This is a genomic window from Actinoplanes sp. G11-F43, from assembly GCF_050589265.1.
In the GTDB taxonomy this organism is placed as follows: domain Bacteria; phylum Actinomycetota; class Actinomycetes; order Mycobacteriales; family Micromonosporaceae; genus Actinoplanes.
In genome coordinates this window covers 247507-267072 of record NZ_JBNZCE010000023.1, presented here as the reverse complement: position 1 = coordinate 267072, position 19566 = coordinate 247507, and the positions used below count along the sequence as shown (strand labels likewise).

The 19566-nt window shown below is 71.9% G+C and carries 20 protein-coding genes; 6 read left to right on the top strand and 14 right to left on the bottom strand.

Annotation, left to right across the window (positions count from 1 at the left end; translation table 11 throughout):
* Positions 1-279 precede the first annotated feature (279 nt).
* Complete coding sequence (locus ACQ0O7_RS26940; RefSeq protein WP_430785571.1) at positions 280-1161, top strand: hypothetical protein; 882 nt, start codon at positions 280-282, stop codon at positions 1159-1161.
* Between the two features lie 532 nt (positions 1162-1693).
* On the opposite strand, the gene ACQ0O7_RS26935 is transcribed toward ACQ0O7_RS26940, so the two are convergent.
* From ACQ0O7_RS26935 to ACQ0O7_RS26905, 7 genes are all read right to left on the bottom strand, one after another.
* The gene (locus ACQ0O7_RS26935; RefSeq protein ID WP_430785569.1) at positions 1694-1864 is read right to left on the bottom strand and encodes a hypothetical protein; all 171 of its coding nucleotides are present in this window, start codon (positions 1862-1864) and stop codon (positions 1694-1696) included.
* A 491-nt stretch (positions 1865-2355) separates the two neighbouring features.
* Positions 2356-3012 (bottom strand): hypothetical protein, encoded by a 657-nt coding sequence (locus ACQ0O7_RS26930; RefSeq protein WP_430785567.1) that lies wholly within the window; start codon positions 3010-3012, stop codon positions 2356-2358.
* Positions 3000-3458: a DUF1992 domain-containing protein gene (locus ACQ0O7_RS26925; RefSeq protein ID WP_430785565.1), complete on the bottom strand. Its 459-nt coding sequence runs from the start codon at positions 3456-3458 to the stop codon at positions 3000-3002. The genes ACQ0O7_RS26930 and ACQ0O7_RS26925 overlap by 13 nt, the downstream gene beginning before the upstream one ends.
* A 27-nt stretch (positions 3459-3485) precedes the next feature.
* Entirely contained in the window at positions 3486-3923 is a 438-nt protein-coding gene (locus tag ACQ0O7_RS26920) for a hypothetical protein (RefSeq protein ID WP_430785563.1), read from the bottom strand.
* Between the two features lie 89 nt (positions 3924-4012).
* Positions 4013-5272, bottom strand: a complete 1260-nt coding sequence (locus ACQ0O7_RS26915) for a serine hydrolase domain-containing protein (RefSeq protein WP_430785561.1) — start codon at positions 5270-5272, stop codon at positions 4013-4015.
* A 9-nt stretch (positions 5273-5281) separates the two neighbouring features.
* A complete protein-coding gene (locus ACQ0O7_RS26910; RefSeq protein ID WP_430785559.1) occupies positions 5282-5878 on the bottom strand; it encodes a DUF6518 family protein in 597 nt (198 codons plus the stop codon).
* Between the two features lie 135 nt (positions 5879-6013).
* Positions 6014-6406, bottom strand: coding sequence for a VOC family protein (locus ACQ0O7_RS26905; protein WP_430785557.1), 393 nt, complete (start codon positions 6404-6406; stop codon positions 6014-6016).
* A 245-nt stretch (positions 6407-6651) separates the two neighbouring features.
* Here ACQ0O7_RS26905 and ACQ0O7_RS26900 point away from each other — a divergent pair, with 245 nt between their 5' ends.
* Genes ACQ0O7_RS26900 through ACQ0O7_RS26890 form a run of 3 tightly spaced genes read left to right on the top strand, consistent with a single transcriptional unit; the run spans position 6652 to position 9265 of the window.
* Entirely contained in the window at positions 6652-7488 is an 837-nt protein-coding gene (locus ACQ0O7_RS26900; RefSeq protein WP_430785555.1) for an NAD(P)H-binding protein, read from the top strand.
* Between the two features lie 46 nt (positions 7489-7534).
* On the top strand, positions 7535-8698 hold the full coding sequence (locus tag ACQ0O7_RS26895) for a molybdopterin molybdotransferase MoeA (protein WP_430785553.1): 1164 nt from the start codon (positions 7535-7537) through the stop codon (positions 8696-8698).
* Positions 8699-8710: 12 nt separating this feature from the next.
* Complete coding sequence (locus tag ACQ0O7_RS26890; RefSeq protein WP_430785551.1) at positions 8711-9265, top strand: DinB family protein; 555 nt, start codon at positions 8711-8713, stop codon at positions 9263-9265.
* Here ACQ0O7_RS26890 and ACQ0O7_RS26885 read toward each other — a convergent pair.
* The 6 genes from ACQ0O7_RS26885 to ACQ0O7_RS26860 form a co-directional block, all read right to left on the bottom strand.
* A complete protein-coding gene (locus tag ACQ0O7_RS26885) occupies positions 9258-9572 on the bottom strand; it encodes a hypothetical protein (protein WP_430785549.1) in 315 nt (104 codons plus the stop codon). The two genes, ACQ0O7_RS26890 and ACQ0O7_RS26885, sit on opposite strands and share 8 nt — an antisense overlap.
* 40 nt (positions 9573-9612) lie before the next feature.
* Positions 9613-11865 (bottom strand): hypothetical protein, encoded by a 2253-nt coding sequence (locus ACQ0O7_RS26880; RefSeq protein WP_430785547.1) that lies wholly within the window; start codon positions 11863-11865, stop codon positions 9613-9615.
* A 103-nt stretch (positions 11866-11968) separates the two neighbouring features.
* The gene (locus ACQ0O7_RS26875; RefSeq protein ID WP_430785545.1) at positions 11969-12598 is read right to left on the bottom strand and encodes a lipoprotein; all 630 of its coding nucleotides are present in this window, start codon (positions 12596-12598) and stop codon (positions 11969-11971) included.
* Positions 12595-13035: an exo-alpha-sialidase gene (locus ACQ0O7_RS26870; RefSeq protein WP_430785543.1), complete on the bottom strand. Its 441-nt coding sequence runs from the start codon at positions 13033-13035 to the stop codon at positions 12595-12597. Before ACQ0O7_RS26870 ends, ACQ0O7_RS26875 begins: the two co-directional genes overlap by 4 nt.
* Positions 12998-13576: a sialidase family protein gene (locus ACQ0O7_RS26865; RefSeq protein ID WP_430785541.1), complete on the bottom strand. Its 579-nt coding sequence runs from the start codon at positions 13574-13576 to the stop codon at positions 12998-13000. Before ACQ0O7_RS26865 ends, ACQ0O7_RS26870 begins: the two co-directional genes overlap by 38 nt.
* A 436-nt stretch (positions 13577-14012) precedes the next feature.
* Positions 14013-14786, bottom strand: a complete 774-nt coding sequence (locus tag ACQ0O7_RS26860) for an alpha/beta fold hydrolase (RefSeq protein ID WP_430785539.1) — start codon at positions 14784-14786, stop codon at positions 14013-14015.
* A gap of 325 nt (positions 14787-15111) precedes the next feature.
* On the opposite strand from ACQ0O7_RS26860, the gene ACQ0O7_RS26855 reads away from it, so the two are divergent.
* Positions 15112-15492, top strand: a complete 381-nt coding sequence (locus ACQ0O7_RS26855) for an NUDIX hydrolase (RefSeq protein WP_430785537.1) — start codon at positions 15112-15114, stop codon at positions 15490-15492.
* Positions 15493-16261: 769 nt separating this feature from the next.
* On the opposite strand, the gene ACQ0O7_RS26850 is transcribed toward ACQ0O7_RS26855, so the two are convergent.
* Positions 16262-16708: a VOC family protein gene (locus ACQ0O7_RS26850; protein ID WP_430785535.1), complete on the bottom strand. Its 447-nt coding sequence runs from the start codon at positions 16706-16708 to the stop codon at positions 16262-16264.
* A gap of 212 nt (positions 16709-16920) precedes the next feature.
* Here ACQ0O7_RS26850 and ACQ0O7_RS26845 point away from each other — a divergent pair, with 212 nt between their 5' ends.
* Positions 16921-19563 (top strand): CHAT domain-containing protein, encoded by a 2643-nt coding sequence (locus ACQ0O7_RS26845; protein ID WP_430785533.1) that lies wholly within the window; start codon positions 16921-16923, stop codon positions 19561-19563.
* Positions 19564-19566: the final 3 nt, after the last annotated feature.

Here is a 19566-nt window from a genome sequence, read left to right as displayed (position 1 = left end):
CCGTTCCCGGCCCGCCCGCTCCCGCCCGTTCCCGCTCCCGCCCCGGCCCCCGCCCGCCGCGTCTGGCCACTGCTCACCGCCGTCGAACCCGCATGCCGCATCCCGTTCGCTTCGGACCGGAACGCGGCACGCCCACGCCCACGCCCACGCCCACGCCCACGCCCACGCCCACGCCCACGCCCACGCCCACGCCCACGCCCACGCCCACGCCCACGCCCACGGGGATCGTCGCCCGAAAATCGCCGCGACACGCCGAGCCTCGCGCTCTAGGCTCCGTTGATGCGACGGCAGGAGGCTGACGCCCTGGTCGCGTCGATGCCGCCGGCCCGTGATGCGTGGCTGAAACGCACCGTGGCCGGCTTGAGCGCGGAAGCGATCTGGCTCGCCGGTTCCCTGGGCCGGGGCGAGGGCGACCCGTGGAGCGACGTCGACCTGCTGGTTGTCGACGGCAATCTGCCACTGGACGACGCCGTCCTGACACTGGAGGTGCCCCACAACGGCCCGGCCGGCGGCCGATACGTCGGCGCGATGTACGACATCGGCCCACTCCCCCTGTGGGTCGACTGGTACAGCTGGCCCAGCACCCTGCCCGCGCCCCGAGACGCACTACTGCTCTCCGGCCACGGCACGGCGGGCCACCGCACCCTCTTCGACGCACTGGACCATCACGGCCGCGCCCCCGGGACAACCACCGACCCCGCGACGTTCACGCTGGCCATGCTGCCGCTGACGGCGAAATTCATAGCCCGGGGCAACCATCAAGCCGCTTCCGGAATGGCCGCAATGCTGGACATAACCGCCAACCCGACACTGGTAGACGCCTTACGCGACCGCCTTACCACCACACCGGCCGGCCCCCGTCGTCCGAGCACACATCACCCGCGTCCTCGAGGTGGTGGCCGCGCTCAGTTGAACAGGTCGGTCAACCGCCGATCCTCATGCGACGCCACGACGGATCAGCCCGTCGCTCCATCAACAGCAACCAGAGCGGCTGCGGGTCAACCAGCCGGGACGCGGACTAAGATCCACCCCCCCAGGAATACCTTTCTCAGCGGCTACATGAGAGGCCGATGGCGTTCTTTGGTCCGGTGCGGCGCGATGGTGGCCGAATCCTGTCGTTGGCTCGTTTTGGCTCTGGTCCGGGAATGCGATTTGGCATGATCGACTTCTTACACTTCCCGGCCGGGGTCCGGGAGAATTCTGGGTATGGCTCAGATGTCGTTGTTCAGCCGGGCCCAAACTGCTGCGATGCGGGATTTGACCAAGGCCCGTAATTATGACCCGGATCGTGCGGAGTTTCGTCGTCAGCACAAGATTCGCCGTGACTGGGGTCTGCAACGGCGCCATGCCGAGAAGCTTCGACGCCTCCGGGAGAGCGGCATCCCGCCGAGGACTCCTGCCGACATCACCGGCACCCGGGCCCATCCCACGCCGCGCCCCGCACCGCCGCCGACAGCAGCCTCGACACCGGCCACCCCCGTCCCGCAGCATCCACCCGCGACGCGATCGGCGCCCGCAAGGCAACCGGCACCCGTGACACGATCGGCGCCTGCAAGACAATCGGCACCCGCCACGCACCCGGCACCCGCCACGCACCCGGCACCTGCGAGGCAATCGGCACCCGCCACGCGCCCGACGCCAGCCACACGACCGGCGCCCGCGTCGTGTCCGGTTCTTACGGCTTCACCTGGCGTTACGCGTCACCCGGCGGTCCGGCGGCAACCATCGGCAACAAGCACGGCACCTGCAGCAACCCGGCCCGCAACAACCGCAGCGCCAGCAGTATCCCGGCCGGCACCGCGAACACCGCAACCCGCCGGACCCAGCCGACGCCCGAAGACGAACCGGCAGCCTGCAGCCCCACCGCAAGACACGACACCGGACACAGTCCCAGCCCGGCACCGGCACCGGCCGCGGACCCAACCCCGGCACGGGACCCGGCACCGGCTGGGCGAGCGTGGGGTTGTCATTTCATGAATGAGTGTGGCCGACGCAGGACGGTGGTCACGGTGACATTCGATGTGGGCCGAGACGGCCAGGTTGCCGAGGGTTTCCGTGCGGTGGCCGGGGAGATTTCTGTCCGGATTACTATGAGCGGTTTCCGGTATTCGACAGATTTTCCTCGCGGCTTTCAGGTTTCACCAAAATGCCGGACGGAAGCGTGGGTCGCCAGTGAATCCTGCTACATTTTCGCGGATTTCCTAGCACGGCAGAGGCGTCCCTCATCGACAAATCCGAACGCGCATCGCTCGACCCGGTTCTCGATTAACTGGAGGTTGGCTGTGGTGCTGAGCTTGCGGTCGGAACGGCTCGGTCCGTGGCGAGAACCGCCGAGATGCGGCGTCGCGGCTCAGGTCAGAACAAGGCCTGTTGGCCCGGCACCTCCTCGGGGCGAGCCGTCGGGATGGGCGCGGATGGTGGAACCCGTGGGGCCGCAGGGCCTTCCGATTCCCCGGCGGTCTCCAGCCAGGACAGCATCGGGCGGTAGCGGTCGCCCTCCCCGGTGATCGGCCGGTAGTCGAAGTCCGCCGCCACCGACTGCAACGACCTCAGTAGGGCGTCGTCGACCGGTGGCAGGCCGAGTGCCGTACGCAAGCGGTCGCGGTTGTCGTCGAGTTCCGGCCGGTCGGCGCGGATCTCGTCGTCGGCGCTGGTCAGGAAGTCCCGTAACGCCCGGCCGCCGTCCTCGTCCACGGGATACGCGGTGGCGTCGTGCAGGCTGGCGACGCCGACGATCAGGGCCAGCGCGGACCGCAGGCTGGTGGCGATCAGGCCGCCCTCGCCCTCCGAGCCGACATAGAGCACCGGCCGCACCGCGGCATCAGCCCCGACCAGGAGGAACGTCCCGCCGGTGCCGTCTCCGGCGATCGCTTCCAACGGCTGCCCGCCAAGTAGTGACACCGGCCCGTCCGAGGCCCGGGCCACGTCGAAGTCGAAGAGGGTGAGCAGTTCGGCGATCCACGGAGTGCCGTGGATGGTGTCGAGTAGTTCCCGGTCCGTCACCACCGCCACCAGGGTCTCTTCACCACGACCGGTTCGGGCTCGGGCTCCGGGTCCGGTGCCGGGCGGGCGGCCCGCCAGCGCTCCACCAGCGCCTCCACATCGACCCGCCGGGCGGCCAGGGCGTGCTCGGCCGGGCGCCGCCAGGACTCCTCGACCCGCCGGTTCAGATCCTCGGCCACCGCCCGGACCTGCTGCTCAGTGGTCAGCGCGCGCACCGTGTCGTCGATCTCGTCGGCCTGCCGGCGAAGCAGCAGCGGTGTCGGCAGCGACATCTCGGCCGGCACCTCCTGCCGCCGGACGTAGTCGCGCACCCACCAGTCCTCGCCGTCGTCCCCGGCGGGCAGCGCCTTGCCGGTGCCGGGCAGGCCGTCGAATTCGCCCCGCCCGGCCGCCTCGGCGATCTGCTGGTCGACCCATGACTCGAAACTGACGCCGATCGGTTTGCGCTCGGTCATCAGTCAAAAATAGCCGTGGCGCGACGGTCAGGACAGTTCGCTGATCCTGCCGACGTGCAGGGCTCCGTCCGGGCGGGCGGCGTAGATCTGGATGCCGCCCGGGGCGCTGTCGCCCTGGACCGGGGCCGCCCGGGTGCCGCCGGTGTTCCAGGTCTGGTGCCACATGCCGAGGCCGGATCGCAGCGTGACCAGGTCGAGTCGGATGCTCGGCCAGCCGGCCACGGCCAGCGAGCGCACCTGCCCGATCGCCGGGGTCCCGACCGGCACCCGGGTCGACTTCTCGGTGTCCCAGGCGGTGTCGGTGCCGGTGCGGTGGAAGACGCTGCCCCAGGCGGTGCCGGTGCGGTGGAAGACGCTGCCCCAGGCGGTGCCGGTGCGGTGGAAGACGCTGCCCCAGGCGGTGACCGAGAAGAGGTGCAGCGAGCCGTTCGGCAGGGCCGCGGCGGCCACGTCGGCGATGTTCACGTTGTTGTCGACCGGGGTGGGGGTGCCCGAATCCGTGAGCGCGGCACCGGATCACCGAATGTTCATCGCAAGATCATATGAACGCCGGTCTACGTGACCTTCGGTACGGCCCGCCCGTCGTGCAGGAACCCGTCGACGAACGTCATCGTCCCGTAACTGCCGTCGTGCGGCTCGGCGGTCACGAAGGTGTCCCCGGCCAGGTGGGTGAACCGGATCGTCTCCGGTTCGCTGCCCAGGGCGGCGGCGTTGAACCCGCGCGGCGTCGCGGTCAGATCAAGACCGGACCCGGCCACCACCACGTCGTACGTGTAGAGCGGGTACTCGTACCGCCCCGCATAGGATGCCGGATCGACCCCGGTCGGCTCGGCCGGCGGCCCCGGCCGTGGCGGCACCACCAGCCCGGCCGTCTCGCGCACCACCGCGTCGATCACCTCGTCGAAGAACGCCGGCACCCGCCCGCCGTTGGCGCAGACCGCCAGAGACAGATCGTGATCGGGCAGTACTCGCCAGGTGGCGGCCTGGCCGATGGTGTCACCGTCGTGGCCGAAGACGCGGGCGCCGGCCCAGTCGTACAGAGCGAGGCCCAGCCCGTAGCGGACCGCCTTGCGCCCCGGCACACCCGGAATCGTCACCTGCGCCGCGGTCATCGCCTCGGGCACCAGCCCACCGAACCGGACGAGTTCGCGTGGCGCCGCACAGATCACCGCCCCGGCCGGGCCACCGGAGCGGGGCATCTGCCAGCGGGTGGAGACGGCGCCACGGATGTGCCCGGCCGACACCCGCGACAGCAGCGCCTCCTCGGCGAACAGGGCGGCCCGCACCCCGATCCGCTCGCGCACGGCATCCTCCCAGGTCCCGCCGCGCAGCCGGGCCACCAGAGCGCCGAGGACCACAAAACCGGCATTGTTGTACGAGTACAGAGCGCCGGGCGCCGCGATCCTGGTCCCCTTCTCCGCCAGCAGCGTCACGTACCGTTCCACCGCGTCGTCGCCGCGCCCGGTGTCGTCGAAGTGGTCACCGTGGAATCCGGCGGTGTGGGTGAGCAGGTGCCGCACGGTGATGGTCCGGCTCGCCTGCTCGTCGGCCACCGCGAACGACGGCAGGTAGGCCCGCACCGGCTCGTCCAGGTCGATCAGGCCCTCGTCGGCGAGCTGGGTGACCAGCAGCGCGGTCCACGGTTTGGTGACCGACCCGATCTGGAACAGGCTGTCCGGGGTCGCCGGCACGCCGGTGTCGAGGTTGAGCACCCCGGTGGCGGCCTCGGTCAGCTCACCCCGGAACTGGACGGCGGCCGCCGCACCCGGCACCGCGTGCCGCCGGGCGGCCTCCTGCAGAACGTCACTGAGCATCACCACACGCTACCCGCCGAACGCGGTGGCAATCATCAATAGATAACCCACGCCGGCCAGCGGAACGGCACAGGCCAGAGCGAGCGCCCGGTCCCGCCAGGTGCGCCCGAGCAGGACCGTGATCAGCACCGCGAGGACCGCCAGGAGCACCGAGTACTCCACCACGTCCGCCGTCGCGTAGGAGGGATCCCCGATCCGCCGCACATCCATGATCAATTCGGCGAGCAGGACCGCTCCCGGCGCGCCCAGGGACGGGAGCCGCAGCGGCCCGACGGTGCGGGCCAGCACCCCCGCGATGCCGAACACCACGCCCGCCACCACGCCGAGGGCCATCCAGAGCAGGGAGTAGGCCGACCAGATGTACGACCAGTCGTCGTTCTGGATCAGCGCCGCCGCCGCGTAGTAACTGGGCACCGCCACCACCAGCATCACCGACGCGCTCAGCGCCGCCCGCATCACCGACCACCGCGAGTAGTAGGTGAACAGGAACGCGGCCACCGCCCACACCGCTATCGAGTTGCCCAGTCCCCCGAACGGAAACGGCACATACTTGATCCACACGAAGTCCAGAAACCCCAGCGCAAACCCGACGACAAGCTCTCGCATCCTCACACCGCCGAGCCTAATCAGGCGCTGAGCTGCTGTGATCTGGCCGAAGTCAGAGCCCGCCCTATACCTTTCGGCCGACCCGGGAGGCGGGGACGGCGTCGTAGGCGCGCCAGCGCAGCCGGAGCTCCCGGGTCAGGCGGCTTTCTCCACCACGCGGTTCCCGGCCACGCAGAACCGGTTGCCCTCCGGATCGGCGAGCACCACGAACTCCGGCTCCCCCGGCCCGGCCCGATGCGGCCAGTCCACCCGGCTCGCCCCGAGCGCGACCAGCCGCTCCACCTCGTCGTCCAGGTCGGCCCCGCCGGCGTCCAGGTCGAAGTGGATCCGGGGCCGATCCTGCACCGGGCTCTCGCTGACGTCCATCGCGATCGGCACACCCGGCTCCCCCGGCGGCGGCTCGATCACCACCCACCGGTCCCCGGGCCAGCGCGGCGCCCGCCGCCGATAGCCGAGCGCCTGGCACCAGAACCGCCCGGCCCGCTCATCGTCCGCCACCCCGAGTGAGATCTGCGCCATCGATGCCATTCCGGGATGCTATCCACTACGGAACGTATCGGCGCTGAGAGGGCCGGGTGCACTTCCCGGAACGCCACGCAGACCGGGCCGTGTGCCACCAGCCGGTTTCCGGCCACGCTGAGCGCGATCGAGGAGTCCCGCGACATCTCCAGCCCGATCGGGTCGCACGCTTCCGGTTCGTGCGCGCCCACCGGGGGCCGCGCCATCGCCGACCGAGGCTCATGATCACGACCGGCACGGGTTAGCGTGAGGTGATGCGGAACAGTCTGATTCTGGTCCTCGGTGGCACCGGCACGGTGGGTGGCCGGGTGGCCGCTCGCCTGCGGGCCGAGGGTCACCGGGTGCGGGTGGCGACCCGGCACACCGAGCAGCGGTTCGACTGGGCGGATCCGGGCACGTGGGCGGGCGTTCTGTCCGGCGTACCACAATTGTTTGTGTTGTTGCCTGATCAGACGGGCTTGCCGGAGGCGTTCCTGCCGGCCGCGCGGGACGCGGGGGTCCGGCGGCTGGTGCTGCATTCGGACCGCGGCCTCGACGTGATGGGCTACGCCCATCTGCAGCAGACCGAGCTCGCGGTACGCGAAAGCGGCCTCGACTGGACGATCGTCCGCCCGGACTGGTTCCACCAGGATTTCGAGACGTTCTTCCGCCCGGCGGTGGTGGACGGCCGGCTGTGTGTGCCGGTCGGTGAGGCCCGGCAGGGGTTCATCGACGCCGGCGACATCGCGGCGGTGGAGGTGGCGATGTTCGGCCGCCCGGACCTGATCGGTGAGGTGATCGAGGTGACCGGGCCGCGGGCGCTGTCGTTCGGGGAGGCGGTCGCCACGATCGGGCGGGCCACCGGGCGGGAGATCGTCTTCGACGGGTCCGAGGAGGGGTACCGGGCGGTGATGCGCGCCGACGGTGTGCCGGACGAGGTGGTCGACGCGCTGGTGGCCGGGTTCACCGCGCTGCGGGACCGGGGTGACACCGAGCCGACCGGCCAGGTGGAGCGGATCCTGGGCCGGCCGGGCCGTGATTTCGCCGACTATGTCGCCGCCGGTGCGGCAGACGGCCTGTGGGAGGGGACGAGTGGCCCTGCCGCCGGCTGAGGGCCGGGGTGACGATCGGGTTCCGAAGTCACCACAGGAGCGGACCATGATCGAGGTTCTGGCGGTGCCCCGCGCGTCCACCCGGACGGCCTGGTCGCGGGCTTATGCGATCGCCCGGGACAGTGCGCGCCCGCTGCCCGGCCGGGTGGTGCCGGTGACCGGGGCGGTCGGGCTGGTGCTGGCCGAGCAGGTGCGGTGTGCGCGGCCGGTGCCGGCGTTCGACAACGCGGCGATGGACGGGTTCGCGGTCGCCGGGGACGGCCCGTGGACGATCACCGGGCGGGTGCTGGCCGGAACCGCCGACGCCGGCACCCTGGCGCCGGGGCACGCGGTGGAGATCGGCACCGGGGCGGTGGTGCCGGTCGGTGCCGACGCGGTGCTGCCGTACGAGGACTGTGTGGTCTCCGGCGACACGGTGACCGGATCGGTCGGCCCGCGCCGGCACATCCGCCGGGCCGGGGACAGTCTGGCGGTCGGCGCGCCGGTGGTGCCGGCCGGGCGGACGGTGACCGCGACGGTGGCGGCGGCCGTCGTGCAGGCCGGGGTGGACCGGGTGGCCGTGCATCAGCCGCCGGCGGTGTCGCTGCTGGTCACCGGCGACGAGGTGATCTCCGACGGGGTGCCGGGGCCGGGCCAGGTGCGCGACACGTTCACCGGCCTGGTCACCGCGGTCACCGGCCGGGCCGGGGGGATCATGGCCGGCCGGTGCCGGCTGCCCGACGACCGCGACCGGCTCCAGCGGGCCGTCGACCGGGCCGGTGGGGATGTGATCGTGGTGAGCGGTTCGTCGTCGGCGGGCGCCGCCGATCACCTGCACGAGCTGCTGTCCGCGGCCGGTGCGACCTGGCTGGTGCGCGGGGTCGCCTGCCGGCCCGGTCACCCGCAGGCGCTGGCGGTGCTGCCGGACGGGCGCTGGGTGGTCAGTCTGCCCGGCAACCCGTACGCCGGTCTGGTCGCCGCCCTGACCCTGCTGGAACCGCTGCTGACCGCGCTGTCCGGGCGTACCGCCGCGATTCTGCCGATGCTGCCGGTGACCGGATCGCCGAAGCTGATGCCCGGCGGGGTCCGGATCGTCCCGGTGACCGCCGACGGGGCGCTGGTCGCGGCCGGCCCGGTCGGATTGCAGGCCGCGGCCGCCGCGGACTGGCTGGCGGTGCTGGCCGACGACTGGACGCCCGGCGCGCCCGCGCCCCTGCTGCGAGTGCCGTGACATGCTTCCGACGTGGACGATCTGCATCGATATCTGCGTGAGGCGCGCGAGGCGTTGCTGAGCAAACTCGACGGGCTTTCCGAGTACGACGTACGCCGCCCCCTGGTCCCGACCGGCACCAACCTGCTCGGCCTGGTCAAGCACGTGGCCCTGGTGGCCTCCGGGTATTTCGGGGAGACGTTCGGCCGGCCGTTCCCCGGGCCGGCGCTGTTCGAGGACGCGGCACCGAACGCGGACATGTGGGCCACCGCCGACGAGTCCCGCGACGATCTCATCGACCTGTGGCACCGGGTGTGGGCACACGCCGACGCGACCATCGAGGCGCTTCCGGCCGACGCGCCCGGTGCGGTCCGCTGGTGGGGCGGCGAACCGGTGACCCTGCAACTGATCATGGTGCACATGCTGGCCGAGGTGAACCGGCACGCCGGCCACGCCGACATCGTCCGCGAGCTGATCGACGGCCGGGCCGGCTGGCGCACCCCCGGCGACAACCTGCCTGACCTGGACGCGCCCGCCTGGGCGGAGTATCACGAGCGGCTGGAGGCCACCGCGCGCAAGTTCACCTGACCTCGCCGCCTCGCTGCACCGGGCTCATCGGGCCGGGATGAGCCCGGTGCAGCGAGGCGGCGAGGAAGCGCCAGCCCACCGTCTCGATGTCGGCGGTCCAGCCCAGGGCGGTGAGGCGGGAGCGGAGTTCGCCGGGGTCGTGCAGGACTTTGACGGCACGGAAGCCCAGGCCCGCGGTGGTACGGCGGACGGCAGGCGCGGGCTGTCCCGGCAGTTGATCTTCCACCGTGGCGTCGTAGGTGCCCGCCCGCGCCCGGTAGTAGGCGATCTGCTCGCTCAACAGCTTGTCCAGGTCGTCGCCGGTCATCAGCCCGCCTCACAGACACCGAGTCGCGTCGGGGCTCGGTTCACCCGGCCCGGCCGAGGCGGGTGAACGACACCGCGAACACGGTCGAAGCGAGCCAGCCGAGAATGGTGCACAGGTTCAGCAGCCATTCGAGCAGGACGCCGTTGTCTTCGGCAACCGGATACCAGGTGGACCGCTGATGCAGGTCGATCAGTGGGACGACGGTGTCGACGGCGTAGAAGAACGGGCTGAGGCACCGGACCTTGCCGTTGCCGCACGCCCCCGGCGGCAGCTGATGCTCACCGGGCAGCGGCCGGGCCCCGGCCGGGGCGAAGACCAGCGCGTTCTGGTCGGTGGCCCGCATCTGAGCCTGGACGCCGGGCTGGCTGAGCGCGACGGTGACCGCCGCGATCAGAGCCAGCAGCAGGTAGATGGCGCGTTGCGGCCGGAAACCGTAGCGCACGGTGACATCCTGGAGCAGGTCGAAGAATCGGCGGGGTGCGGTCCGCAGCCGCCGGGTCTGGCGGCGCTGAGCCACCAGCACGCTGTCCGCCCCGTCGCTGTCACCGGCGGCTCGCAGCACCGCCGCGAGGTGTTCCCAGGCACTCTGATCGTATCGTTCCATCCGGGCCAGCCAGGCAGAGCGGACGGCGGCGTCGGACACCCCTTCGAGCCGGCCGTACGCGAACCCGCCGATCACCGACCCGGCGGGCCAGTCCCGGTCCGGATCGTCGGCCAGGTAGGACGTCACGGCACCAGTGAAGTCGACGGTTCCGGAAAGTACCTGCCAGCCCAGGTCGACGCCGCCGCGGATCTCGGCGGAGACCGCCTCGAACACCGTCGGCTCCGCGTCCGCGGGACGCCGGATCAGAGTGGCGCCGTCGGCGCGGAGCCGCCCGCCGATCACCGCCCGGTTCAGGACCACCTGGCCCACCGACCGGAAACGGCCACACAGCCGCACGTTCCCGGTCACATGAGCCATGTGCAGGCTGATCGTCTTGTGCCCCGGGTTGGTGAGGAAGGCGTCCTCGGTATTGAAGATCCCGGCGATCGAGGCGCCTCGGAAGTCGAGCTCGCCGCCGAGGACCGCCAGCCCACGGAACTGCACGTCGCCGGCGGCGGTGAGGTGGACGGCGGTGACGGCGCTGTGCCCGCCGGGCTTGGCCAGGGTGGCGTGCTCCATCCGGACCGGGCCCTCGACCCGGGCGTTGTCGAGCCGGACCGTCCCCTCGATCGACACCCGTGGCGCCTCGATGCCGGCGCCCAGGGTGGCCTGCGTCAGGTCGAGGGCGTCGTCGGACGGGTTCCACACCGCACCGGACAGGGTGAGCCCGCCACGCAGTTGGGCACCGGGCAGCAGCAGCCCGCCGTGGACGATGGAGTCGCCCTCGATCCGTAGGGTGCCGTGCACGCTGAGCCGCGGCGCCAGCAGCATGATCCGGGCCGCGCCGGAGGCGACGTTGTAGAAGTGGATGCCGCCGCCTGCCTGTGGGGCGATCAGGTCCGCGTCCCGGATGAACACTTCGCCTTCGACCGTCGCGTGTCCCATCTCGATCCGGCCGCGGACCCGGCACCGGCGGCCGGTGACCGGCGACTGCAGCAGGTAGACACTGCCGCCGATGATCGCTTCGGACAGGTCGAGTGCCCGCCCGTCGGCCGGGGCGAACTCCGCTCCGATCACGTCGAGCGCGCCGTTGAGGCGCATGGCCAGCAGGCGTACCTCTCCGGTGGCGAGGAAGCCGTCGAGCAGGCGGACGTTGCCACCCAGGCGCATCCGGTCGCCGTTCAGGGCGCGGCCGCCGGCTGGCAGGATCCGGGTGCCTTGTGCCACCAGGCTGCCGCCGATGTCGGCCTCGGTCAGCCAGACGCTCGCCGAGGTACGGTTCTCGGCTCGCGCCGGAAGGTCGCCGGTGATCACCATCCCGGACAGGTTCAGGTCCCGCGTGATCCGGGATCCGGCGGCCAGCAGCCCCGGCAGGACGTTGCCGCCGATCGGGTCCGCCTCGGCGGTGATGACCAGCTCGCGCAGGATGGCGCCCTGCACGTTGACCGGTTCGGCGAAGTCGCACGACCGGAACCGCAGCGGCACCGGAACCTCGCAGGCCCGCAGGTCGAGCCGGCCGGTGACCCGGGCTCCGGCCATCCGCAGGCCGAACGGGTCGGCCTCCCCCGCGGCCAGGCACGCCGCCCGGATCTCGTCGGCGTCCACCTCCGCGCCGTGACAGTCCAGCACGCTGCGGGACAACGACGCGGCGAGCAGTTGCCGGGCGAACCGGTCGCCGGGCCGCAGGGAAACCCATCCGGATGAGTCCACGGATCCACGGTAGGCCTCCGGGGGAGTTTCAGGCGGCTCGGTCACCGACGGTCGCGGGTCTCGCCGCTGGTCTCCTCCCGGACGTCTGGTAGGGGAAGGCGGATCACTCCACGACGGTGAGTGTCGTCTCGGCCAGCTGGAACGCGCCCAGCATCTCGTCGTACTCGTCGGCGCCGAACGGGCTGAGCTGCACCACGACCGCGCCGTCGCGGGTGTTGAGGGCGAACGCCGCGTATTTGCCCTTGTGGTCGAGGCCCTTGTCGTAGCTCTGCCAGATCAGCTCGGCACCCTGCTGCGCCCCCAACCGCAGATCCCGGTAGGTCTCGCCGGAGATCTCCTGACCACGGATGCCCGCTTCGAGGTAGGCCGCCAGGTGGTCACGGGGCTGCCCGCTGAGGCCCTTGGCCAGGTAGACGCGGATGAAGCCGATGTTCCCGGCCGGTTTGGCGTCGATCTCGCAGAGCACCGCGAAGTCGCCGACCATGGCGAGCGCGGCCATCTCGCCGAGCTCCTCGACGTTGATGGGGGCGGGCTTCCAGTCGGCGGCCGTGGCGAACGACAGCGGCATCGGGCAGGCGCTGCCGGCGTCCCCGATCCGGGGACCGGGGGCGACGGGATCGGCGACAGCGACGGCGGCCGGTGCGGAGGCGGGGGTTTCCACGGGCGCGGCCTCGGAGCAGCCACCCACCAGAGCCAGCGCGACGACCGCCGACACGTTGATGATCTTCTTCACAGGACGGAGAGCATACCGTCACGTATCTCGGTCACCACACCGACGACGGTGGCGTTCCGGACATCGAAGCCGAGGGTGAGGAACCGGCCCGGGGACACCTCGGCACTGGACGGGTTGGCCTGGTCCGGATGCCCCGAATCGTAGAGAGCCACATCCGGATGACCGTCCCAGCCGCCGTGTGGATCGGTGACGATCCGGCCGACCGTGTCCCGGTGATCCGAGAACCGGGACGTGAGATCACCGTAGGTGACCAGCACCTCGCCGGTGCTCAACCGCAGCACGTGGTGTGAGGACGCCGGCATGTCGGTCGGTTCCGGACGGCTCCAGCTGGTCCCGCCGTCGAAGGACCGGGTCAGGAAGGCGTACCCCGCAGTCGTTCGGAGCAGGGCGACGATCTCGTCACCGATCACAGTCAGTGTCGGCTCCTGGAAGTTCATCCCCTCCTCGGCCGCCATGATCGTCCCCCCGGTCCCAGGTGCGGCCGCCGTCGGCGCTGCGCACGACGAGCGCGGTCTCCCATTTCTCGCCGGCCGGCCGCAGATAGAGCGGCAGCAGCACGTCCCCGCTGCTCAGCGACACCGCGGCACCGTGCGAGACGGCGCGGTCGACGCCGACGGGACGCGGTTCGCCCCAGGTCCGCCCGCCGTCCGCACTGCGGCTGGTGTACGTGCCGTGATTGGTGTACCGGGGCTGGGTGGTCCAGTCCAGCACGAACCAGCTGAGCAGCACCGTACCGTCGTTCAGCTCGACGATCTTGGGGTCACGGTCGTCGTTCGGCCCGTCGGCCACCGTCCGGGGCGGCGTCCAGGTGACCCCGCCGTCGGCACTCTCGGTGAGCCGGATCCGACCGGCCGACTCGACGTGCCCGGCCCCTTCCCGGTAGACGGCGAGCAGCCGCCCGTCCCGCAGCCGGACGACGTCGGGGAAGTGCGCGAGCAGGCCCGGTTCCGCACGGGCCACGATGATCGTTTTCGCCACCGCCCCAGACAAACCCGACATTCAAACATTTCCGGTACGCCCGGGTGAACCGCCGGAGTCCGGCCCGAAAAGCTCCCGGAACCGTCCGTCTCAGCCGGCGGACAGTTCCATCGCCTCGCGGTTGCCGGGCCGGGACCAGAACAGATCGTGCAGGCTGGGCGGCAGTTCGTAAGCGCACGTCGGGCGGTGCGACCTCGTCACCGAGCGGCCGGTGCGTCTTGACGAAGTGGATCTCCGGGTCGGCGCGCATGGCGGCGAGCGTCCCGGGCCGGCCGGTGTAGCCGATCAGCTCCCCGCCCACCCGCGCGGCGACACCGTCCCGGTCATAGATCACCGACGTCCGTACGCCGAACCGCCGGTTGAGCACGATCCGCAGAAACGTGTTCCCGGACCGCGGAAACGACGCCACCCACACCAGCATTCACGGCCCCCTCCGTCATCGCCTCACGGTAAGCAACAGGTCGACGATGCGGGAGGGGGCTTCGGCCATCGGCAGGTGACCGATTCCGGCCAGCATCTCCAGGTGGGCGCCGGGCACCGACTCGTAGTGGAAAGCGTGGTCCGGGTTCCATCGTGGGTCGGCGTCACCGAAGATCGCGAGCAGCGGAATGCCCAGTGGGGTCAGCCGGTCGGGGACACTGCGGGCTGCCAGGTAGGCGGTGTACTCCCGCAGGACCGCCCGAAAATCCCGATAACGTACGGCCCTCAGGTCACCGATCCAGTCGTCGCCGATGTCGACCGGCTGGACCGCTGTGGAGCGGATACCGGCCCGGATCATCGTGTCGGTCCGCGCCGACCACAGCAGTGGGCCGATCGGCGGGGCCATCAGCATCCGCAGCAGCATCGGCTCCGGCAGCATCGCCTCCACACTCGGGCCGGTACTGATCAGGGCGAGCGAGGCGACCAGATCGGGCCGCCGCTCGGCGAGCGCGGTGACCAGATATCCGCCGCTGGAGTGCCCGGCCGCGGTCACCGGGCCGACGCCGAGGTGGTCCAGCAGGGCGGCCACCCGGGCGGCCTGCGCCGGTACGTCGTACGACCCGGCCGGCGGCGACTGTCCACAACCGGGCAGATCGACGCGGATGACGTGCCGGTGGGCGGCCAGGGCGGGGACCACCGGGTTCCAGGAGCTGCCGGCCGCGCCGGAGCCGTGGACGAGCAGCATCGGCGGGGCCTGGCGGTCACCGTCGTGGACCACGTGCATGTTCATGTGCCGATGATCGGAGCCGGCCCGTCCCGGCGTATTGGACGAATGTTCCGTACCGCGGATGGGACAGATCGTGGATCATGCGATCGATCTCGGTGAGCGCGTACACCGCCGGTCGCCGTTGCTCGCTCTCGGCCGCCGGATCGGTCTCCTTCAGATCGCCGAGCACCACGATGTTCTCGTCATCAAGGGTGTCGGGGGCGCGGAGGTCGGCTTCGGCCCGCTCACCGAGCGCATCCCCGCTCGATGCCCATGCCGCCAGTGCGTGTCCCGCCCACGGCCCGGCCCGCGACTCCGTCAGCCGTTCGACGCCCTAGACTCGTGCCGGATGACCGACATCGACAAGATCGCGTGGATTCACCTCGTCGACGGGCGGGTGCTGAGCACCCGCAGCCGGGGTAAGGACGTCTACTACCTGCCCGGCGGCAAACGGGAAGCCGGGGAGAGTGACCTGGACACCCTGGTCCGGGAGATCCGGGAGGAACTGGACGTGACCGTCGACCCGGCCAGTGCCGTGCTGTTCGGCGTGTTCACCGCCCCGGCACACGGCCATCCGGACGGCGTCCAGGTGCGGATGACCTGCTACAGCGCGGGCTACACCGGCACGCTGACGGCGAGCGCCGAGATCGAGGAGCTGGCCTGGCTGACGTACGACGACCGCCCCCGCGTCTCCCCCGTCGACCAGCTGATATTCGACCGCCTGTGGTGATGACGATGGACAGGCGGTGGGCCTGTTCGCGGTCACCAGCATCGATGACATCCTGATTCTGGCGTTGTTCTTCGCGCGGGGCGCCGGGCGTGCCGGCGGTGGCCACGGTGACGTTCGACGGCGGCGGCGACAACATCGGCGTCTACGTCCCGGCGCTCGCCGGCGCCGCCCCACCGGCATGACCGCTTACGTGATCGTCTTCCTGCTCCTGGTGGCGGCAGGGGTCGCGGCCGGCCGCTTCCTCACCACCCGCCCGACGCGGTCCGCGGTCCCTCGGGTCCACGCCGGACTCCGGATCCGCCGCCGATGATCAACCCCGCGGGGGTACGCCCGTCACCTCCCACAGAAGCAATACATGGCCGATCGCGTGAGTCCACGCGATCCAGGCGGCACACCGGACCGTCCGGCGACCGCCGGGCGAAGACGACGGTCACCGCCACGCCCCACCCGGTCCGTCCCGCCCCAGCGCACCCGATCTCCAAACCGTGTGCTCGCGCCGGCAGTCCCGCCCCAACCAACGCACCCGATCTCCAAATCGTGTGCTCGCCCCGGTAGCCCCGTCCCACCGAAGCCACCCGCACACCGAACCGTGTCGCCTACCGGCCCCAGAGCACCGCCCCGAGCACCCGGTCCGCCATCGTGCGCACCCACCGGGCCGGGAAGGTCAGCGCCGGACAGGTCAACACCGGAGAAATCACGGACGGATGACTCCGGGCCGAAGAACTCGGGGACGCACAACTCGGGGCCGAATCTTCCGAGCCGGGATGTGTCAGTCGGTGATCGTGTACTTGTCGGCCACCTGTTCGCGCAATCGTTCCACCGGGACCGGCTCGGACGGTGGGGTGTGCAGGTTCCAGCGGTGACCGAACGGATCGATGAGCCAGCCCGCCCGGGAGCCGTCGTCCTGATCGGTGACCGGGCGTTCGACGGCCGCGCCGGCCCGCACCGCCGCCGCCACCGTGGCGTCCGCGTCGGGCACGGTCAGGACGAACGACACCGGGGTGCCGCCCAGTGTGCGCGGCCCCCGCACCCCGATCTCCGGATGCTCGTCGGCCAGAAACAGCTTCTCACCGTCGAATTCCAACTCGGCGTGTTCGATCCGGCCGTCGTCGGCGGTCCAGCGCTGCACCTCCACAGCACCGAACACCGACGTGTAGAAGCCGATCGCCGACGCGGCGTCCGAACAGCACAGATACGGCACCAGACCATGTCCCATGACATCGAGCCTACGAGGAAAAGCCGACAGGGAAAGGCCTACCAGGAAAGGCCTACCAGGAAAGGCCGACAGGGAAAGGCCGACAGGGAAAGGCTTACGGGGAAGGGCCGGCAGGGCACGACCTACCGGGATCCCGGAAATCTCGGTGGCCCTCACGCGCCGGATCCGGTAAGGAGGAACCGGCGGTATTCCACCTCGACGCGGGCGGGCCGATGGGGCAGACGACGGTGCGGGAGCGGGCGGACGACGCGCTGCGCCTGGTGCAGACCGATCCGCGGCTGGCCCGGGCGGCGGCGCTGCGGGTGCGTGCGGCGGCCCGCCGGGCCGGTGACGCCGCGGCCGAGTCGACGTGTGAGCGGGTGCTGGGGCTGGCCGGCCGGGAGAGCAACAGCATGCGGTCGGCGGCCCGGCATCTGCGGCGGGCGGTGGCGCTGGCCGACGAGGCGGGCCTGCCGGTGGTGGCGGCGCAGGCCCGGATGACCCTGGCGCTGGTGCGCGCCGATCAGGGTGACATCGAGGAGGCGATGTCGCTGGGTGCGGAGGCGGCGCCGTTCCTGACCGGGCTGGAGGCGGCCCGGCTGGGTCACCAGGTGGCGGTGATCGCGCAGCGCCGTGGCCTGTTCGGTGAGGCGTTGCGGGGGTACGGCAGCGCCCTGGCGGTCTTCCGCCGGGAGAACGACAGGCACTGGGAGGCCCGGGTCCGCAACAACCGGGGTGTGTTGCACGCCTACCGGGGCCAGCCGGGCCCGGCGGAGTCCGATCTGTCCCGGGCCGAGGAGCTGTACGAGGAGCTGGGCCAGGATCTGGCGGTCGCCGACGTACGGTGGAATCGTGGTTTCGCCGCCGGCCGGGACGGTCGGGTGGTGAGCGCGCTGACCCACCTGGCCGCCGCCGAGGAGCACTATGTGCGGCACCGGCTGTCCCCGGCCGGGATCATGATGGACCGCTGTGACGTGCTGCTGTCGGCCGGCCTGTACGAGGAGGCCCGTGACGTGGCCACGGCCGCGGTGCGTGAGCTGGCCCGCCGCCGGATGTCGGCGGATCTGGCCGAGGCCCGGCTGTTGCTGGCGGCGGCCGCGCTGGCCTGTGGTGATCTGTCCGCGGCCCGGCGGTCGGCGGGGCTGGCGGAGCGGGCGTTCGGGCAGCAGGGCCGGCCGGGCTGGGCGACGGTGGCCGGCTACACCCGGTTGCGCACGGATTGGGCGGCCGGGCGGCGCGGTCCGGCGCTGCTGCGGGACGCGGTGCGGGGTGCGGCGGCGTTGCGGGAGGCCGGGTGGGCGGGTCCGGCGGCCGATGCCGCGCTGATCGCGGCCCGCTGCGCGCTGGCGGCGGGGCATACCGGGCAGGCCACCGAGTTGTTGCGGCATACCGTCCGGGCTCGGCGGGCCGGGTATCCGGCGGCGTTGCGGGTGAGTGCCTGGCACGCGGTGGCGCTGTTGCGGATCGCGGGCGGGGACCGGCGTGGGGCGGAGGCGGCGTTGCGGGCCGGGTTGCGGGCGCTGGACGAGCACCGGCTGACGCTGGGTGCCACCGAGCTTCGGGTGCGGGCGGCCGAGCACGGGTTCGACCTGGTGACGACGGCGTTGCGGCTGGCGGTGGAGTCGGGGTCGGCGCGGTCGCTGCTGGTGTGGGCGGAGCGGGGGCGGGCGGCGGCGCAGCAGTTGCGTCCGGCCGGGCCGCCGTCGGATGCCGGTCTGGCCGCGGAGATCGCCGAGTTGCGGGCGGTGGCGGCGTTGCGGGAGCAGAGTCTGTCGGAGGGTGTGGACGCGCGCCGGTATCGGCAGCGGCAGGCGGTGCTGGAGCGGTCGATCCGGGATCGGGTCCGGCGGACCAGCCCGGCGGCGACCGGGTTCGCGACCGTCGGGGCGGGCGGTCCGGACGTCGCGATCGTGGGCGGGCCGCTGCGCGGTGGTCTGTGTACCCGGATGCTGACCGCGTGCCTGGCCGGGCGGGCGCTGGTGGAGCTGGTCGCGGTCGGTGACACCCTGTTCGCGGTGGTGCTGGCGTCCGGCCGGCTGACCCGGCACGAGCTGGGCCCGGTGGCGGCGATGAACGCGGAGATCCGGGCGCTGCGGTTCGAGTTGCAGCGGATGGCGTTGCGGGGCCGGGCGGGTGCGGCCGCCGCGGACCGGCTGGACCGGATGCTGCTGGGCCCGCTGCGGTCCCGGATCGCCGGGGATGGGCTGGTCATCGTGCCGTCGGGGCGGTTGCACGGGGTGCCGTGGCGGCTGTTGCCGGGCGGTGCGGACCGGACCGTGACGGTGGCGCCGAGCGCGGCCGGCTGGCTGCGGGCGGTCACCGCGGGCGAGGCCGGCGAGGGCACGGTCCTGGTGGCCGGTCCGGGTCTGCCGGGCGCGGCCGACGAGATCAACCGATTGGGCGTACGGTACGCGACGGCCCCTCCGCTGGCCGGTGACCGGGCGACGGTGGCGTCCGTGCTGGCCGCGATGGACGGTTCGGCGTGCACCCACATCGCCGCGCACGGCACCTTCCGGGCCGACAATCCGCAGTTCTCCACGCTGCGGCTGGACGACGGGCCGTTGACCGTCTACGACCTGGAGTCGCTGAAGTGCCCGCCGGACCTGGTGGTGCTGTCGGCCTGTGACTCGGGCCTGTCCACGGTGCACCGCGGCGACGAGATCATCGGTTTCGCCGCCGCGCTGCTGGCCCTGGGCACCCGTTCGGTGATCGCCACGGTGGCCCCGATCCGGGACGGGGCCGCCGGTGACGTGATGGTGCGGCTGCATGACGGGCTGCGGGCCGGATCGTCCCCGTCCGTGGCGCTCGCCGAGGCGCAGCGAGCGTCCGCCGGCGATCCGGCCGCGTCAGCTTTCGTCTGTTACGGGGCCGGCTGACGG

What these genes read in the sequence shown, in the direction of transcription:
- ACQ0O7_RS26915 (WP_430785561.1), bottom strand. Translation starts at nt 5,272, where the DNA reads ATGCTCAGTGACGTTCTGCAGGAGGCCGCCCGGCGGCACGCGGTGCCG.
- ACQ0O7_RS26895 (WP_430785553.1), top strand. Translation starts at nt 7,535, where the DNA reads ATGATCGAGGTTCTGGCGGTGCCCCGCGCGTCCACCCGGACGGCCTGG.
- ACQ0O7_RS26885 (WP_430785549.1), bottom strand. Translation starts at nt 9,572, where the DNA reads ATGACCGGCGACGACCTGGACAAGCTGTTGAGCGAGCAGATCGCCTAC.
- ACQ0O7_RS26860 (WP_430785539.1), bottom strand. Translation starts at nt 14,786, where the DNA reads ATGAACATGCACGTGGTCCACGACGGTGACCGCCAGGCCCCGCCGATG.
- ACQ0O7_RS26905 (WP_430785557.1), bottom strand. Translation starts at nt 6,406, where the DNA reads ATGGCATCGATGGCGCAGATCTCACTCGGGGTGGCGGACGATGAGCGG.
- ACQ0O7_RS26855 (WP_430785537.1), top strand. Translation starts at nt 15,112, where the DNA reads ATGACCGACATCGACAAGATCGCGTGGATTCACCTCGTCGACGGGCGG.
- ACQ0O7_RS26900 (WP_430785555.1), top strand. Translation starts at nt 6,652, where the DNA reads ATGCGGAACAGTCTGATTCTGGTCCTCGGTGGCACCGGCACGGTGGGT.
- ACQ0O7_RS26845 (WP_430785533.1), top strand. Translation starts at nt 16,921, where the DNA reads ATGGGGCAGACGACGGTGCGGGAGCGGGCGGACGACGCGCTGCGCCTG.
- ACQ0O7_RS26870 (WP_430785543.1), bottom strand. Translation starts at nt 13,035, where the DNA reads ATGAACTTCCAGGAGCCGACACTGACTGTGATCGGTGACGAGATCGTC.
- ACQ0O7_RS26940 (WP_430785571.1), top strand. Translation starts at nt 280, where the DNA reads ATGCGACGGCAGGAGGCTGACGCCCTGGTCGCGTCGATGCCGCCGGCC.
- ACQ0O7_RS26910 (WP_430785559.1), bottom strand. Translation starts at nt 5,878, where the DNA reads ATGCGAGAGCTTGTCGTCGGGTTTGCGCTGGGGTTTCTGGACTTCGTG.
- ACQ0O7_RS26925 (WP_430785565.1), bottom strand. Translation starts at nt 3,458, where the DNA reads ATGACCGAGCGCAAACCGATCGGCGTCAGTTTCGAGTCATGGGTCGAC.
- ACQ0O7_RS26850 (WP_430785535.1), bottom strand. Translation starts at nt 16,708, where the DNA reads ATGGGACATGGTCTGGTGCCGTATCTGTGCTGTTCGGACGCCGCGTCG.